Source organism: Rhizobium sp. BT-226 (genome assembly GCF_025847085.2).
GTDB classification, from domain to species: Bacteria; Pseudomonadota; Alphaproteobacteria; order Rhizobiales; family Rhizobiaceae; genus Rhizobium; species Rhizobium sophorae.
In genome coordinates this window covers 386696-403600 of the sequence record NZ_JAOYTI010000004.1, presented here as the reverse complement: position 1 = coordinate 403600, position 16905 = coordinate 386696, and the positions used below count along the sequence as shown (strand labels likewise).

At 61.4% G+C, this 16905-nt stretch carries 17 protein-coding genes and 1 riboswitch; of the genes, 7 read left to right on the top strand and 10 right to left on the bottom strand.

What is annotated here, in order from left to right; all coding sequences use genetic code 11:
- Positions 1-184: 184 nt before the first annotated feature.
- The 7 genes from fdhF to soxR all read right to left on the bottom strand — a co-directional run bounded on the left by fdhF (position 185) and on the right by soxR (position 8164).
- A complete protein-coding gene (gene fdhF, locus OIU37_RS26460; protein ID WP_264259156.1) occupies positions 185-3064 on the bottom strand; it encodes a formate dehydrogenase subunit alpha in 2880 nt (959 codons plus the stop codon).
- A 57-nt stretch (positions 3065-3121) separates the two neighbouring features.
- On the bottom strand, positions 3122-4678 hold the full coding sequence (locus OIU37_RS26455) for an NADH-quinone oxidoreductase subunit NuoF (protein WP_264259154.1): 1557 nt from the start codon (positions 4676-4678) through the stop codon (positions 3122-3124).
- On the bottom strand, positions 4675-5154 hold the full coding sequence (locus OIU37_RS26450) for a formate dehydrogenase subunit gamma (RefSeq protein ID WP_264259152.1): 480 nt from the start codon (positions 5152-5154) through the stop codon (positions 4675-4677). Before OIU37_RS26450 ends, OIU37_RS26455 begins: the two co-directional genes overlap by 4 nt.
- 134 nt (positions 5155-5288) lie before the next feature.
- The gene (locus OIU37_RS26445; RefSeq protein ID WP_003543441.1) at positions 5289-6182 is read right to left on the bottom strand and encodes a LysR family transcriptional regulator; all 894 of its coding nucleotides are present in this window, start codon (positions 6180-6182) and stop codon (positions 5289-5291) included.
- Positions 6183-6373: 191 nt separating this feature from the next.
- Positions 6374-6715: a helix-turn-helix transcriptional regulator gene (locus OIU37_RS26440; protein ID WP_129421924.1), complete on the bottom strand. Its 342-nt coding sequence runs from the start codon at positions 6713-6715 to the stop codon at positions 6374-6376.
- Positions 6716-6817: 102 nt separating this feature from the next.
- A complete protein-coding gene (locus tag OIU37_RS26435; RefSeq protein WP_171604635.1) occupies positions 6818-7588 on the bottom strand; it encodes an SDR family NAD(P)-dependent oxidoreductase in 771 nt (256 codons plus the stop codon).
- A gap of 111 nt (positions 7589-7699) precedes the next feature.
- The gene (gene soxR, locus OIU37_RS26430) at positions 7700-8164 is read right to left on the bottom strand and encodes a redox-sensitive transcriptional activator SoxR (protein ID WP_168314778.1); all 465 of its coding nucleotides are present in this window, start codon (positions 8162-8164) and stop codon (positions 7700-7702) included.
- Positions 8165-8247: 83 nt separating this feature from the next.
- On the opposite strand from soxR, the gene OIU37_RS26425 reads away from it, so the two are divergent.
- From OIU37_RS26425 to OIU37_RS26395, 7 genes are all read left to right on the top strand, one after another.
- Positions 8248-8823, top strand: coding sequence for an NADPH-dependent FMN reductase (locus tag OIU37_RS26425; RefSeq protein ID WP_264259125.1), 576 nt, complete (start codon positions 8248-8250; stop codon positions 8821-8823).
- Between the two features lie 162 nt (positions 8824-8985).
- Positions 8986-9099: riboswitch (TPP riboswitch) on the top strand.
- A complete protein-coding gene (locus OIU37_RS26420) occupies positions 9090-9698 on the top strand; it encodes a Ykof family thiamine-binding protein (protein ID WP_264259123.1) in 609 nt (202 codons plus the stop codon). It overlaps the preceding riboswitch by 10 nt.
- Positions 9699-9709: 11 nt before the next feature.
- Entirely contained in the window at positions 9710-10516 is an 807-nt protein-coding gene (locus OIU37_RS26415) for an ABC transporter permease (RefSeq protein WP_171604633.1), read from the top strand.
- Positions 10513-11325, top strand: coding sequence for an ABC transporter ATP-binding protein (locus tag OIU37_RS26410; RefSeq protein WP_180696449.1), 813 nt, complete (start codon positions 10513-10515; stop codon positions 11323-11325). The genes OIU37_RS26415 and OIU37_RS26410 overlap by 4 nt, the downstream gene beginning before the upstream one ends.
- A 66-nt stretch (positions 11326-11391) precedes the next feature.
- Complete coding sequence (locus OIU37_RS26405; protein WP_264259119.1) at positions 11392-12402, top strand: ABC transporter substrate-binding protein; 1011 nt, start codon at positions 11392-11394, stop codon at positions 12400-12402.
- 121 nt (positions 12403-12523) lie between these two features.
- A complete protein-coding gene (locus OIU37_RS26400; RefSeq protein WP_264259117.1) occupies positions 12524-13744 on the top strand; it encodes an acyltransferase in 1221 nt (406 codons plus the stop codon).
- A gap of 167 nt (positions 13745-13911) precedes the next feature.
- Positions 13912-14649, top strand: coding sequence for a sugar transferase (locus OIU37_RS26395; protein ID WP_171604629.1), 738 nt, complete (start codon positions 13912-13914; stop codon positions 14647-14649).
- A gap of 150 nt (positions 14650-14799) precedes the next feature.
- On the opposite strand, the gene OIU37_RS26390 is transcribed toward OIU37_RS26395, so the two are convergent.
- From OIU37_RS26390 to atpD, 3 genes are read right to left on the bottom strand one after another with little or no spacing between them, the layout of a single operon-like run.
- Positions 14800-15207, bottom strand: a complete 408-nt coding sequence (locus tag OIU37_RS26390; protein WP_012759246.1) for a F0F1 ATP synthase subunit epsilon — start codon at positions 15205-15207, stop codon at positions 14800-14802.
- Positions 15207-15446, bottom strand: a complete 240-nt coding sequence (locus OIU37_RS26385; RefSeq protein WP_180696451.1) for a hypothetical protein — start codon at positions 15444-15446, stop codon at positions 15207-15209. Before OIU37_RS26385 ends, OIU37_RS26390 begins: the two co-directional genes overlap by 1 nt.
- Positions 15446-16882 (bottom strand): F0F1 ATP synthase subunit beta, encoded by a 1437-nt coding sequence (gene atpD / locus OIU37_RS26380; protein ID WP_097580624.1) that lies wholly within the window; start codon positions 16880-16882, stop codon positions 15446-15448. Before atpD ends, OIU37_RS26385 begins: the two co-directional genes overlap by 1 nt.
- Positions 16883-16905: the final 23 nt, after the last annotated feature.

Genomic DNA, 16905 nt, shown 5'->3' with positions numbered 1-16905 from the left:
AACTCCCCCTTCTCCCCAGCGGGGAGAAGATGCCCGTTAGGGCAGATGAGGGGGTGAGCGACGATAGGCGCGAACGAACGAGCCAAAGCGAGTTCGCATTTGTCGAGCCGCCCCCTCATCCGCCCTTCGGGCACCTTCTCCCCAAGGGGAGAAGGGGAAGCCACACCAGATCGCCCCCGCATCGTCACTCCGCCGCCTCGAGTTTGCCGGCGATGCGGCGTGATTGCCGCGCCTGCTCGTCATATTCGAGCTGCCATTCGCTTGGCCCGTTGGAAGGCGAGACCTGCACCGCCGTCACCTTGTATTCCGGGCAGTTCGTCGCCCAGTCGGAGAAATCGGTGGTGATGACGTTCGCCTGCGTCGTGGGATGATGGAAGGTCGTATAGACGACACCCGGCGCGACGCGATCGGTGATCAGCGCCCTCAGCGTCGTGTCGCCGGAGCGGCTGCCGAGTTTCACCCAGTCGCCGTCGCGAACGCCGCGCTGCTCGGCATCGTGCGGATGGATTTCCAGCCGGTCTTCTGCATGCCAGGCGACATTCTCGGTCCGCCGCGTCTGTGCCCCGACATTGTACTGGCTGAGGATGCGGCCGGTGGTGAGAAGCAGCGGGAAGCGCGGACCGGTACGTTCGTCGGTCGCCACATATTCGGTGCGGATGAACTTGCCCTTGCCGCGCACGAAGCCGTTGACATGCATGATCGGCGAGCCGAGCGGGTTCTTCTCATTGCAGGGCCACTGCACCGAGCCCATTTTTTCGAGATAGTCGTAGGAAACCATCGCGAAGCTCGGGGTCGTCGCGGCGATCTCGTCCATGATTTCCGACGGATGGGTGTAATTCCAGTCGAGCCCCATCGCCTGGGCAAGTTTCTGCGTCACTTCCCAGTCGCCATAGCCGTTGCGCGGCGACATCACTTTGCGCACGCGATTGATGCGTCGCTCCGCATTGGTGAAGGTGCCGTCCTTCTCGAGGAAGGTCGAGCCCGGCAGGAAGACATGGGCGTAATTAGCGGTCTCGTTGAGGAACAGGTCCTGCACGACGACGCATTCCATCGCCGCAAGCCCGGCCGCGACATGTTTGGTATCCGGATCGGACTGGAGGATGTCTTCGCCCTGGATGTAGATGCCTTTGAAGGTGCCGTCGACTGCCGCATCCAGCATGTTCGGAATACGCAGGCCCGGCTCGTTGTTGAGCTTCACGCCCCAGAGCTTTTCGAAGATATCGCGCGTCGCATCGTCGGAAATGTGCCGGTAGCCCGGCAATTCATGCGGAAAGGAACCCATGTCGCAGGAGCCCTGCACATTGTTCTGGCCGCGCAGCGGGTTCACGCCGACGCCGGGGCGGCCGATATTGCCGGTCGCCATCGCCAGGTTGGCGATCGCGATCACCGTGGTCGAGCCCTGGCTGTGTTCGGTAACGCCGAGGCCATAGTAGATCGCACCGTTGCCACCCTTGGCATAGAGCCTTGCCGCGCCGCGCAGATCCGCCGCCGGCACGCCGGTGAAGATCTCGGTCTCTTCGGGACTGTGCTGCGGTTCGGCGACGAAGGCCGCCCAGTCCTCGAACTCCGACCAGTCGCAGCGCTCGCGGATGAACGCCTCGTCAAAGAGCCCTTCGGTGACGATCACATGCGCCAGCGCCGTCATGACCGCGACATTGGTGCCGGGCTTCAGCGGCAGGTGATAGGAAGCCTCGATATGCGGCGAGCGGACGATATCAGTGCGGCGCGGATCGATGACGATGAGCTTGGCGCCCTGGCGCAGCCGCTTCTTCAGCCGCGAGCCGAACACCGGATGTCCGTCGGTCGGATTGGCGCCGATGACGATGACGACGTCGGAATGCTCGACGCTGTCGAAATCCTGCGTGCCCGCCGACGTGCCGAATGTCTGGCCGAGGCCGTAACCGGTCGGTGAATGGCAGACGCGGGCGCAGGTGTCGACATTGTTGTTGCCGAAGCCGGCGCGGATCAGCTTCTGCACCAGATACGTTTCCTCATTGGTGCAGCGCGACGAGGTGATGCCGCCAATCGCCTCGCGGCCATATTGATACTGGATGCGGCGGAACTCCAGCGCCACATGCGCGAAGACCTCGTCCCAGCTCACTTCCCGCCAGGGATCGCTGACCTTTTCGCGGATCATCGGATTGAGGATGCGGTCCTTGTGGGTGGAGTAGCCATAGGCGAAGCGGCCCTTGACGCAGGAATGGCCGCGATTGGCCTGACCGTCCTTCCACGGCACCATGCGCACCAGTTCCTCGCCGCGCATTTCCGCCTTGAAAGAACAGCCGACGCCGCAATAGGCGCAGGTCGTCACGGCCGAATGCTCCGGCTGGCCGATCTGGATCACCGACTTCTCCGTCAGCGTCGCCGTCGGGCAGGCCTGGACACAGGCGCCGCAGGAGACACATTCGGATTCGATGAAGTTCTCGTGCATGCCGGGCGAAACGCGCGAGCCGAAACCGCGCCCCTCGATCGTCAGCGCGAAGGTTCCCTGCACTTCTTCGCAGGCGCGCACGCAGCGCGAACAGACGATGCACTTGGAGGGATCATAGGTGAAATAGGGATTGGATTCGTCCTTCGGCATCCATTTCAGATTGATGTCGCCATTGCTGCGCGCCTTGACGTGGTTGTCGCCCTCATAGCCGTAGCGCACATCGCGCAGGCCGACGGCGCCCGCCATGTCCTGCAATTCGCAATCGCCGTTGGCTGCGCAGGTGAGACAGTCGAGCGGATGGTCGGAAATATAGAGTTCCATCACACCGCGGCGGATATCCTTCAATCGCCCCGTCTGCGTGTGCACTACCATGTTTGCCGCCACCGGCGTCGTGCAGGAGGAGGGCGTGCCGTTGCGGCCATCGATCTCGACGAGGCAGAGCCGGCAGGAGCCGAAAGCATCGACCATATCGGTGGCACAGAGCTTCGGCACCTTGATGCCGGCCTCCATCGAGGCGCGCATGATCGAGGTGCCCTCCGGCACGCTGATCTGCTGTCCGTCGATGGTGAGCGTCACCATGGCCTCGGATTTCGAAGCGGGGGTGCCGTAGTCGATTTCATGGATGAGAGACATGATTGGTCTCCTTGCTTGAGATGGTGAGGTCAGCGCAGGCGTTCCATGAAAAACACGTCATTCCGCCGCCTCCACCTGAGGTGCCGGCGAAAAATCCTCCGGGAAATGCGTCATGGCGCTCATGACAGGATAGGGCGTGAACCCACCCAGCGCACAGAGCGAGCCGAACTTCATCGTATTGCAGAGATCGGCAAGCAGCGCCCGGTTCTTCTCCGGCTCGATGCCGTGCGCGATCTTGTCGGTCGTCTCCACGCCGCGCGTCGAGCCGATGCGGCAGGGCGTGCACTTGCCGCAGCTTTCGACGGCGCAGAATTCCATGGCGAAACGCGCCTGCTTCAGCATATCGGCCGTGTCGTCGAAGACGACGATGCCGGCATGGCCGATCAGCCCGTCCCTGGCGGCGAAGGATTCGTAGTCGAACGGCGTGTCGAACAGCGCCCGCGGAAAATAAGCGCCGAGCGGTCCGCCGACCTGCACGGCTTTGACCGGCCGTCCCGTCACTGTACCGCCACCGATCCCGTCGACGATATCTCCGAGCGAAAGACCGAAGGCCGTCTCAAAGAGGCCGCCATATCTGACATTGCCGGCAATCTGCAGCGGGATGGTGCCGCGTGAGCGGCCCATGCCGAAATCGCGGTAGAAGGCCGCACCCTTTTCCATGATGACCGGCACCGAAGCCAGTGAGATCACGTTGTTGATGACCGTCGGACAGTTAAACAGCCCCTTATGCGCCGGCAGCGGCGGCTTGGCACGCACGATGCCGCGCTTGCCTTCGAGGCTGTTGAGCAGCGCCGTCTCCTCGCCGCAGACATAGGCGCCGGCGCCGGTGCGCACCTCGATATCGAAGGCGCGGCCGGATCCGAGCACCGATGGTCCGAGAATGCCGGCGTGGCGCGCGATGCCGACGGCCTCGGTCATCGTTGCGATCGCATGCGGATATTCCGAACGCGTATAGACGAAACCCTTGGTCGCCCCGGTGGCGAGGCCGGCGATCGCCATGCCCTCGATCAGCACGAAGGGATCGCCCTCCATGATCATCCGGTCGGCAAAGGTGCCGCTGTCGCCCTCATCGGCATTGCAGACGATATATTTGCGGTCGCCGACGGCATCGAGAACGGTCTTCCACTTGATGCCGGTGGGAAAGCCGGCGCCGCCGCGTCCGCGCAAGCCGGAATCGGTGATTTCCTTGACGATATCGACTGGTGTCATCGAAACGGCGCGGCGAAGGCCGGCAAGACCGCCATGCGCCTCGTAATCGCCAAGCGAAAGCGGATCGGTGACGCCGCAGCGGGCGAAGGTCAGGCGAGTTTGTTCCTTGAGGAACGGGAGGTCTTCAACCTCCCCGAGACAGAGCCGATGCTCGCCTCCATCAGTCATCCCGGCATCGAACAGATCAGGCACATCCCTCGCCTTCACCGACCCGTAGCCGATGCGCTTGCCGGCAAGCTCGACCTCGACCAGCGGCTCCAGCCAGAACATTCCGCGCGAGCCGTTGCGCACGATCTCGGCATCGAAGCCGCGGGCGGCGATCTCCTGGGCAATCGCCTTTGCCACCTTTTCGGCCCCGAGCGCCAGCGCTGCGGCATCGCGCGGAACATATATCCTGACTGTCATCGGCGTGCCTCCGCGACGAGTTCCGCCGCCGTCCGATCGTCGACCCGGCCATAGACCTCGCCGTCGAGCATCGCCGCCGGCGCGCAGGCGCAGAGCCCGAGACAGTAGACCGGCTCCAGCGTTACGCTGCCATCGAGCGTCGTCTGATGAAAATCGATGCCAAGCAGCGCCTTGACGCGTTCGGCCAGCGCATCGCCGCCCATCGACTGACAGGCTTCGGCGCGACAGAGCTTCAGCACATGCCGGCCAGCGGGATGGTCGCGATAATCGTGATAGAAGGTCACCACGCCATGCACTTCGGCGCGGGAGAGGTTCAATTCCTCCGCGATGATCGGCATGGCTTCCTGCGGCACATAGCCGAATTCTTGCTGAACCTCGTGCAGAATGGGAAGCAGCGGCCCTTCGAGAAAGCGAAGATCGGCGACGATGGCTCGGGTGCGTGCTGCAATATCGCCTTCGGCGATATGAATGGTCATAAGGCAGCCCTCCCAGCGGCTTGCTCGTTTCGAAACAGCGGGCCTCCCCAGCCGAGTGCTATTCCGTCACCACCATCTCAGGGAAGCAGCCGGCGATCAATAAAGCTATCTCGTCGCTTGATAGCTTTTCTCTATCAAAGTTCTTCATCTTGCACGAGCACTCTCGCTTCATGCAGCAAAGCCGAGACAAGCGGCGTAAACGGCTCGCGATAAGGCGCAACAAGGCCGACCAGATGATGCGCCTCCGGCTCGACGATCGGGATCATGCGAATTTCGACCGGAAATCCGAAGGATTTTGCAACGTTGCGCGGCATGATGCTCGCCCAGCGTCCGGTCCTGACATGCGAGAACAGTACGATCATCGAGTTGGATTCAAGCGTCGGATGCGCCGTGGCGCCTGCTTCCGTCAAGTGGCGGTTGATGATGCGGCGGTTCTGCATGTCGGCAGTCAATAGACAAAGCCGAAGGTCGCCGATCTCCCGCCAGGTCACGTTGTCGCGATCCGACAGCGGGCTGCCGGCAGCCGTGATCAGATTATAGCGCTCGGCATAGAGGGGAACGGTCGTGACGCGGCCGAGCGGTTCGTTTTCGAGATAGGTGATGCCGGCATCGATTTCGAGGTTTTCGAGCATGCTCAGTACCTGCAGCGAATTCCGCGAGACGATCGAGAAGGTCACGCCGGGATGCCGCTCCTGAAAAGGCGTGGTGATGCGCGACAGCATGGCGAGCGCGGTCGGAATGGCGGCGAGGCGGATGTGGCCGGAAAGGCCGCGGCGCGCGGCACGCATCTCCTCGCGCATGGTGCGGGCATCGCCGACGATGCGCCGGGCCCATTCGAGCACGCGCTGTCCCTCCGGCGTCAGTCCCTGGAACCGCGAACCGCGCTGCACCAGCATGACGCCGAGCTGATCCTCGAGCTGCCGGATGGCCGCCGAAAGCGTCGGCTGCGAGATCCCGCACTCCTCCGCGGCGCGGCCAAAGTGCTTTTCATTGGCAAGGGCGATGAAGAATTCCAGCTTGTCGATCATCCGGTCTCCCGATCCGGCATGACATCATCCGGGTCAGTTCATCTTTGACGCAGCAGCCGTGCTCCGCAAGGGCGATCTCTAGATCAGGATGATTTTAGGCCCGATCGGCCTAAAATCTGAATCCTGATCTAAATCAAAGAAATAGAGCAGGATGTCGTCCGAAAACCGCGCACACTTTTCGGCATCATGCTCTAACTGTTTTCTGCAGCCGGAAAAAGATCGAACAGCGATTCGAGGAAGGCAAGCACGCTGACATTGCCGATGCTGTAATAGACCAGCCTGCCCTGACGGCGCGTATGGACCAGGCCTTCGAGCCTTAACCGCGCCAGTTGCTGCGAGACCATTGCCTGCTGTATGCCGAGGATATTTTCGATTTCACTCACCGTCCGCTCCTCGTTCGCCAGTATGCAGAGGATCAGAAGCCGGGTCTGGTGCGCTAGCGCTTTCAGCAGATCGCTCGCTTCATGGGCTTTTCCAGCGAGTGTGTGCAATTCGTGGCCGGTCATCCCCGGCTTGGGTTTGGGCAACGGCATTCGGTATCTCGGAAGGACGGCGATGAGGTAGATCAGCACAATAGCATATTCGCAGAAGCGAATTGGTCAAAATGAAGAAATGTCAAAAAAGGTCCAAGTAAATCAGCAGATAAGCTGACCGCCATTGATCTCGATCACCTGTCCGGTGATGTAACCCGAGAGGGCGGGAGCCGCCAGGAACAGATAGGCGGGAGCACAATCCTCCGCCGTGCCGAGCCGCTGCAGGGGGATGGACTTTCTCGTCTGCTCCAGCTTTTCGCGGGAGGAATAGCGCTCATGGAAATCCGTCTCGATCGTTCCTGGCGACACGCAATTGACGCGGATTCCGTCCGGTGCAAGCTCACGGGCAAGCGCCTTGGAATAGGTCGCAACGAAGGCTTTCGAGGCCGAATAGATCGAAGAGCCGGGGCTGCCGCCGGTCAGCGCCGAAATCGAAACCGTGTTGACGATGGCTGCGCCTTCAGCCGCCTTCAATGCCGGCAACAACGCCCGCGTCAGCGCCACGACCGATGTCTGGTTGAGCCGCACGACCGCCTCATATTCTGCGTCGGTGAGCGTGGCAGCGGGAAAACGGCCAAGCATGGTGCCGGCATTGTTGACGAGCACATCGACCTTATCAAAGAAGGCGAGAGCATCCTCGGCAAATTGCGCTGCCCCACCGACCGCGGAGAAATCGGCATTAAGCAGCAGCGCCCGTCTTTCGGATTCAGCCGTCAGCAGGAAATCCGGCAGGTCGCGTCCCGGCTTGCGCCCGGTATGGACGATCACCTTCGCGCCGCAGTCCAGGAACTGCCGGGCCACTTCAAGGCCGATGCCGCGGCCGGCGCCAGTCACTACGACATTGCGATTTTCGAACAGTCTGGGATGGAACACGAAGCCGTCCTCCTCGCGGACAGTGCCGCCGGTTGTGTCATTCGCCCTTAACATATGAGCGCGCCGACTGAAAGAAAGGCGCGTATCGATCTTTCCTGGTGAGGACAGGGGTTAGTTTTCGGTCTCCAGAAGCCGCGCGCCCGGCCCTTCCTTGCCGAGCCGGTCGCAGGGATTGCGCAACGGACAGCTTTCGATCGACAGGCAGCCGCAGCCGATGCAGCCGGTCAGACGGTCGCGCAGCAGGCTAAGCCGCCTGATTCGCGCGTCGAGATCATCCTTCCACAGCGCCGACAGCGTCTGCCAATCGGCGACGGTCGGCGTGCGCCCCTGCGGCAGGGACTCGAACGCCGCCTGGATCTCCGAAAGCGGAATGCCGACACGCTGCGCCACCTTGATGATGCCGAGCCGGCGAAGCACATCGCGCCCATAGCGCCGTTGATTGCCGCGGGAGCGGATGCTCGAGATCAGCCCCTTGGTCTCGTAAAAATGCAGCGCCGAGACGGCCAGGCCGCTGCGCTCCGCCACTTCGCCGACAGTCAGGAGCTTGCCGAGCGGCGTTGCCGGAATTGTATCCATTGCCTCTTGACCTCAAGATTAGTTGAGGTTTTATAAGCCTTGCTCCAGCAATCGTAAAGCCCAATCGCGAGAAGGAGCGGCGCATGAAAACATCCATCAGGCTGGCGGTGATCTACGGAAGCACAAGAAAGGGCCGCATCTGCGACCGGGTGGTCAAATGGCTGACGCAGGAGCTCGTCCGCTTCCCGCAATTCGATATCGACATCATCGATCCACTGGATTTTGCGCTGCCGCCCGACCGTGACATGGCGCACCCCGAAATCGACAGGCTCGCCGGGCGGCTCGGCACGGCCGACGCCTTCATCATCGTCACGCCGGAATACAATCACAGCTTCAGCGCCGCGTTGAAATCGACCATCGATCTGTTTTTCGAGCCCTGGCAGGGCAAGCCGGTCGCCTTTGTTTCCTATGGCGGCATCTCCGGTGGCTTGCGCGCGGTCGAGCAATTACGGCTCGTCTTTGCGGAACTCCACGCCGTCACCGTCCGCGATTCGGTCAGCTTTTCCGCGCCATGGAGCCGCTTCGACGTCGCCGGACGGCTTGACGATCCGAGCGACGCTCTGCACACGCTCGACCGGATGATGGCGCGGCTGGAATGGTGGACGCGGGCGCTCATTGCCGCGCGCGGTGATCATCCCTACGCCGATATCGCCGCTTGAGACGAAGGGCTCCGGTTCCGTTCCCGGCAGGTACGGAACCTTTGGGAACACCCGGGCAGATCCTCCGCCCGGGTGTTTTCCGTCACATCCGGTTCATTCCGGCCGCACGGACGGGATCGCAATTTTGCGGTTGCGGGGAGAAAACCCCGGTGATAGTTTCCGCGCAAATAACAGGGGAGCTCCGTATTGCCGGGGCTGAGATGTGAGGCGCAAGCCTCTGGACCCTTCAAAGCTGATCTGGGTAATGCCAGCGGAGCGAGGTTCAGATGTTCTCAGGCGCACAAGTGTCACTCTATCCGATGTCCGACAATTTCGTCGGCATCATTCTCGATGCCGTCAAGGCGCTGGATCCCTATCGCGACCGGCTGCGCATCGAGATCGACGACATCTCCACACTGCTGGTCGGCCCGCCTGACATTCTCTTCGCCGCCATGCACGATCTTTTCGTCGCCGCCGCAAAAACCGGCGAGCATTGCGTATTGTCCACTGCTGTTTCACGCGGCTGCCCGGGCGAGCCCGACGACGCCATCTGCGGCAGCAACCCCTCCCTTGGCCAGGCAGAACCGCTTGCCGATCGTATAACAGCCGCACTTGCCGCCGTTGAAACCACCGCCGAGACCGGGCAGCCGACCGCTGCGCAATTCTCGCTCTACGTCATGGGAATCGGCAGCCATATGGACGAGATCTATGGCTGCATCGACTTTCTGAAACGTTCCGGCACCTTCGACCGCGCCAAGAATTTCTGCACCAGGCTTTCTGGCGATGCCGGCGCCGTCTTCGCAACCATTCGCGAGGCCTTCTATCGCTTCGGCGACCCCGACGGGCATGTGACCCTCGACATCACGATGTCTGCCAATAGCCCGACGAAAGCGTGAATCGAACGCCGATGACACCGTCACCACCATTGGTTTCGCGCCTTGCCGCGCTTCGCGCGGCTCTCTACCGGGGAATACCTGCCTTACTCGCCGGCTGCGTCTTCTTGGCAGCATGGGAACTCTATGTCGATCTTTCCGGCATCAAACCTTCCATCCTGCCGGCGCCGTCACGCATCGTCATTCAGGGCTGGCTGAACCGCGAGGCGCTGATATCAAACACCTGGCCGACGCTCGGCGCGACAGTCGGCGGTTTCGCGCTGTCGCTAGCCTTCGCCTTCGTCTCATCGATCCTTATGGATTTCATGCCCTTCATGCGCCGGGCATTGCTGCCGATCTTCATCGCCAGCCAGACCCTGCCGCTGGTGGCGATCGCGCCCCTCGTCGTCCTCTGGTTCGGCTTCGGCCTGTTGCCGAAGGTCCTGCTGGTGGCGCTCGTCACCTTCTTTCCGCTGCTCGTCGCCTTGCTGCAGGGCTATGAATCGACCGACCGCGACATCGCCGAATTGCTGAATTCGATGAAGGCGAGCCGCTGGCGCATTTTCCGCCTGGCCCGGCTTCCCTCCTCGCTGCCCTATTTCTTCGCCGGCCTCAGGATCTCGATCACCTATGCTGTCGTCGGCGCGATCTTTGCCGAATATGCCGGCGCCGCCCGCGGCCTCGGCATTTATATTCTCAACGCCAAGAACAATTTCCGTCCCGATCTCGTGCTCGCCGCCGTCGTCGTCAGCGCCGTGCTGACACTCTGCCTGTTCGGGCTGACGCTGATGATCCAGCGCCTCGTCATGCCTTGGCAACCATCCGGAGAGCGGCGCCGATGAGCGATGCAATGGTTGAACTGCGCAACATCTCGAAATCCTTCGACGGCATGAGGGTGCTGGGCGATATTTCGCTCGCTGTCGCAGACGGCGAGTTCGTTTCGATCGTCGGCCCGTCCGGCTCCGGAAAATCGACGGTGTTGCGACTGCTGACACAGGCGCTTCGACCCGATTCCGGCGCCATGCTTTTCAAGGGCGCGCCGCTGGAACAGGCGCCGCATTCCTTCGCCTTCATGCCGCAGCGCGATGCGCTGATGCCCTGGCGCCGGATCATCGACAATGCGGCACTCGGCCTCGAGGTGAAGGGCATGAGCCGCCGCGCGGCCCGCGCCACTGTGGCGCCTTTGTTCGAGAGCTTCGGCCTTGCCGGCTTCGAACACCACTATCCCTCCGAACTGTCCGGCGGCATGCGTCAGCGCGCCGCGCTGTTGCGCACCGTCGTCCAGACCCAAGACATGCTGCTGCTCGACGAGCCTTTCGGCGCGCTCGACGCGCTGACGCGCACGCAGATCCAGGAATGGCTGCAGGGCATGTGGACCGAGCACCGCTGGACGGCGCTGCTGATCACCCATGATGTTCGCGAGGCCGTGTTCCTCTCCGACCGGATCTACGTGCTTTCGGCCCGTCCGGCGCGTATTATCCGCGAATTCCGCGTTCCCCTGCCCCGTCCGAGAAGCATCGCCGATCTCGGCTCGCCGGCGGCCCAGGCGATCGAAACCGAAATCCTGCAAACCCTGCTTCATCCGCTAGAACAGGATGATTTTAGGCCGGCCGGCCGAAAATCTGAATCCTGTTCTAATTTAAAGAGTTAGAGCATGATGTCGTCCGAAAACCGCTCACACTTCGGCATCATGCTCTAGAGACCTGAGGAGGTCACCATGCTGCTTCTCACCCGCCGCCAGACGATCTTCGCCGCCATCGCGGCAAGCCTCGCCGGCCACACCGCCTTCGCCCAATCGGCACCCGCAAAGGTTCGCATCGCGCTCGACTGGACACCCAACACCAACCATATCGGCATCTATGTCGCCAAGGCGAAGGGCTTCTATGAGGCGGCCGGGCTCGATGTCGAGATTCTCCCCTTCACCGATACCAGCGCCGGAACGCTGGTGTCGAACGGCGTTGCCGATTTCGGCATCAGCAGTGAGATCGAGACCCTCACGCAGCGCGCCGGCGGCGGTGACGTGAAGATGGTCTACGGCGTCGTCCAGACGGAAACCGCACGCCTGATCTTCAAGGGTGGACGCGACGACATCAAGAGCCCGAAAGACCTCGACGGCAAGACCTATGGCGGCTTTGGCGGAACCTGGGAGAGCGCGCTGATCTCCGCGATGATCCGCAATGACGGCGGCAAGGGCGACGTCAAAACCGTTACCCTCGGCACCTCCGCTTACGAGGCGCTGGACAATGGCTCGATCGATTTCACGCTGGAGATCTACACCTGGGAAGGCATCGCGGCCGAACTGGAAAACCGGAAGATCGGCCGCTTCCACTATTCCGATTATGGCATTCCCGACGAGCAGACAACGGTCATCGTCTCCAGCGACGCCTATCTCTCGGCAAACCGGGAACACGCCCGCGCCTTCATCCAGGCGACACGAAAGGGTTATGCCTACTCCGTCGACCATCCCGACGAAGCCTGCGACCTGCTGATCTCTGGAAGCAACGGCGCGCTGATGAATGCGGAACTGGTAAAGGCTTCTCAGGAGGCATTGATCGAGGGGCACTTTCTGAAATCCGAGGCCGGCGTGATCGGTACGCTCGACCCGGCAAAGGCCGAGGCCCTCGGCGGCTTCCTGCTCGAGAATGGCATTCTGGTCGATGCGAATGGCGCCGCACTCAAGGAGAAGCCGGACTTTTCCACCTATTATACCAACGAACTTCTCGACTGAGCCCAACGCCTGCCTTGCCCGTCGCGGCTTTCCGCTGCAAAATCCGGGACCCGGAGCATGATGCCATCCGAAAACCGTTGACACTTTTCGGCATCATGCTCCGGGCAGGGCGGGGGATAAGATGCGACAACAGGAGAGATTGGCCGGAGCGGACTTTCTGCGCGCGACGGCCTGTCTGCTGGTGCTTGCCCACCACTTCGCGCTGCGGCTGGATATGCGCAAAATCCCCGACGAACTCGGACCGACCGCAAACATCCTCCGCTTCGGTAATTTCGGCGTTGCCATCTTCTTCGTGCTCAGCGGCTTTCTTCTTGCTCATCCCTTCTGGCGTGCGCTCGACGCGGGCAGCGACATGCCGAGCCTGCGGCATTACACGATCCGCAGGATGGCGCGCATCGCTCCGGGCTTCTGGTTCGCCGCCACCGTCAGCTTCGCCCTCAGCCTGACGCTGCTTGCCCTGCCGCTGACCCAGGAGCTAACGTTCCGCTACATCTCCGGGCTGCTGTTCATGAGCCAGTGGCATTGGCGCACCTTCTTTCCTGTCGAAGCCGACGGGCCGCTCTGGTCCATTCCCTTCGAGGTCACCAGCTATGTGCTTCTGCCGGTCTGCTTTCTCCTGCTTTTTCGTTTGCCCGTCCTCAGGCAGCGCCCGTTGTTTGCTCGCTTGGCCTGGTTATGCGTCATCACAGCCGTACTCCTGGCTCATTTGCTGATCCTCACCCTGTTTCCGCTCAACGACATCGGACGCGGCTGGCAGTACGGCCTGCAGGGCGGGGCGAAGGAATGGATGCCGAGATATAATCCGATCGGCTTCTTCGCCGTCTTCGCGCTCGGTGCGCTTGCCGCCGGCGTCGAGGCCATGGTGCCAAGAAGGCGCTCCTCCTGGTTCGATGCCGCAGCGCTGCTCGCCCTCGCCATTGCCGGCTACCGCCTCGTCATATCGCCCGGCGGCTCCGCCGAAGCTTACGGCTGGCTCGAAATCCCCTATGGCTTTCCGGTCTTTCCGCTGGCGGTCGCAACGGCGCTCGTTTCGCTCAGCCATTCGCAACATCTAGGCAGGCTGCTCGACAACGCTCCTGTCCGCTATATCGCAAAGATCTCCTTCGGCATCTATATTTGGCAGGAGATCATCCTGCTATTGATCCAGAGGCTCGACCCGGGTTCGTTCGGCGTTTCCTCGGAAAATGTCGTCACCGGCTGGCTGCAATCTTGCGGGCTGGCGGCAGCGCTCATCCTTCTGGTAGCAAGCCTCAGCTACCACCTGCTGGAAAAACCGGCGATCGACGTCGGAAATCGACTGACATCCCGCCAATCCAATCGGGCTACTCCTTTCAAAGTATAAGTTTCCGGATAGCGCAACTACAGGCGTTAAGGTTAACGCGAAATACTCCCATTTTTGGCGTCTTTAGGGTTACGGAATTCTTATTTATACCGATGACAAACGATACGTGACGATGTATCTGTCTCCTTGCTGTTCAGTATCGCATCTAAACTTGTGGACCTTGCGTAATGAATGCTTTTACTTCGAAGACGAATTCGCGCTTCGATCCATCTCAGCGTCAGGACAAAACCAAGACCCTGGTTATAGCGAACTCCAACATTCGCCAGCCGGATAGCTTCTCCCTTGTCGAAAGAAAAATGGCTGTGCGGCTGGGTGTGAAGCGTTTGATCGATATCGTCGCCTCAGTCAGTGCCCTCATCGTGCTGGCGCCGCTTTTTCTGGCAATCGCGCTTTTCATCAAACTCGACGACGGCGGTCCGGTGTTTTTCCGCCAGATCCGCTGGGGATTGAACGGCCAGAAGATCACGGTCTTCAAATTCCGATCGATGCGCGCCGAAGCTTGCGATCCCAGCGGCATCCAACAGACGGTCAAGGGCGACAGCCGGGTGACAGGCATCGGCGCGGTGCTCCGCAAGACCAATATCGACGAGCTGCCGCAGTTGCTGAACGTCCTCAAGGGTGACATGTCGCTGGTCGGGCCGCGCTGCCACGCCATCAATATGCGGGCAGCCGGCCAGCTCTACGAGGAACTGGTGCCGGACTACCACCACCGCCATATCATGCGCCCCGGCATTACCGGTCTTGCCCAGACACGCGGCTGGCGCGGCCCGACGGCACGACCGTTGGAAGCCCGCGCCCGCATCGCCTGTGATATCTATTACGTCAGGAATTTCAGCCTGCTGCTCGATCTTAAGATACTGTTCAAGACGGTCGTCATCGAGCTGCGCGGCGGCACCGGCTTCTGAGCCGAAGCCGGCATCTTGGTACATCGGCCCTATCGGCCGCTTCTTCATTTCAAGCCGCCCGCTGGACGCTCTCTGCCGTATTCCGACAGGTGAACAGACACAAAAAAGGCGGCTGTTAAAGCCGCCTTTGATCGTCGCAGTCGGTTGCGATCAATCCTGCTGGACGACGCCGCGCAGATGCGTCAGTTCCATGATGAAGTGTTCGAGCTTCGACTTGTGCTCGTGCAGCTCGGCATGTTCGAGTTCCTTGCGGGCGGCCTCGATGCGACGGGTCAGTTCGTCCTTATGGAGTTCCTCGACCGGAACCGCGGATTCGGCAAGCAATGTGCAGCCGGTCGGCAGGATATCGGCAAAACCGCCGAACACCACGTAGTCCTGCTTCTTACCGGAGGCCGAACGCACGCTCACGACGCCCGGCTTGATCGTCGTCATCGTCGGCGCATGGTTTGCCATGACCGTCATCTCGCCTTCAGTCGCGGGGATGACGACCTCGGTCACCATCTCCGACAGCAGCAGACGCTCCGGCGAAACGAGCTCAAAGTTGAAATTGTCAGCCATCAGTGACTTACCTTCTCGGCTATGGCTTTCGCATCTTGCAATTTAGTCCCGCAGAACGGGCAGTGCATTATCGCTTGGTCGAGATAACCGAGGCCTTCCTCGCTCTGGACCAACCCCACCACCATCATCAGCACGCCATTATCGGCGCGATAGACAGTCGGCGCTGTTGGTTCCGGAAGATCCGCCACGACCCCTTTCAGGGAGTCGCAGCAGAATATCTCGTCTAGCGCATCGCTCATTAAGCAGCTGCGAGCTTCTTGGCCTTTTCGACCGCTTCTTCCATCGAGCCGACCATGTAGAAGGCAGCTTCCGGCAGATGATCGTATTCGCCGTTGACGAGGCCCTTGAAGCCCTTGATCGTGTCTTCGAGAGCAACCAGCTTACCCGGCGAGCCGGTGAAGACTTCGGCGACGAAGAACGGCTGCGACAGGAAACGCTCGATCTTGCGGGCGCGCGCGACAGCGATCTTGTCCTCTTCGGACAGTTCGTCCATGCCAAGGATCGCGATGATGTCCTGCAGGGCCTTGTAGCGCTGCAGCGTCGACTGGACCTTACGGGCGACTTCGTAGTGCTCTTCGCCGACGACCATCGGATCGAGCATGCGCGAGGTGGAGTCGAGCGGATCGACCGCCGGATAGATGCCCTTTTCAGCGATCGAGCGCGACAGAACCGTCGTTGCGTCAAGGTGAGCAAACGAGGTCGCCGGCGCCGGGTCGGTCAAGTCGTCGGCCGGAACGTAAATGGCCTGAACCGAGGTGATCGAGCCGGTCGTCGTCGTGGTGATGCGTTCCTGCATCTGGCCCATGTCGGTTGCGAGCGTCGGCTGATAACCGACGGCCGACGGGATGCGGCCGAGCAGAGCCGACACTTCGGAACCTGCCTGCGTGAAGCGGAAGATGTTGTCGACGAAGAACAGAACGTCCTGGCCCTGGTCGCGGAAGTGTTCGGCGACCGTCAGGCCGGTCAGGGCGACGCGGGCGCGGGCGCCCGGCGGTTCATTCATCTGACCGTAAACAAGTGCCGCCTTCGAGCCTTCGCCGCCGCCATGCTTGTTGACGTTCGATTCGATCATTTCGTGATAGAGGTCGTTGCCTTCGCGCGTGCGTTCACCGACACCGGCAAAAACCGAGTAACCACCATGCGCCTTGGCGACGTTGTTGATCAGTTCCATGATCAGAACGGTCTTTCCGACGCCGGCGCCGCCGAACAGGCCGATCTTGCCGCCGCGTGCGTAAGGAGCCAGAAGATCGACGACCTTGATGCCGGTGACGAGGATCTGCGATTCCGTCGACTGCTCGACATAAGACGGCGCATCCTGGTGGATGGCGCGCTTGTGAGCAGTGACCAGCGGACCGGCTTCGTCAACCGGCTCGCCGATGACGTTCATGATGCGGCCGAGCGTCTCGTTGCCGACCGGAACCATGATCGGAGCGCCGGTATCGGCGACTTCCTGGCCTCGGACGAGACCTTCGCTCGAGTCCATCGCGATGGTACGGACGACGTTTTCGCCAAGGTGCTGCGCAACTTCGAGAACCAGGCGGTTGCCGTGGTTGGTGGTTTCCAGCGCGTTCAGGATCTTCGGCAGTTCGCCTTCGAAAGCAACGTCGACGACGGCGCCGATAACCTGGGTGACTCTGCCGACAGAGCCGATCTTGGGGGTAGCTGCCTCAGCCATTTTCTGACCCTCTTTTCCTAGCC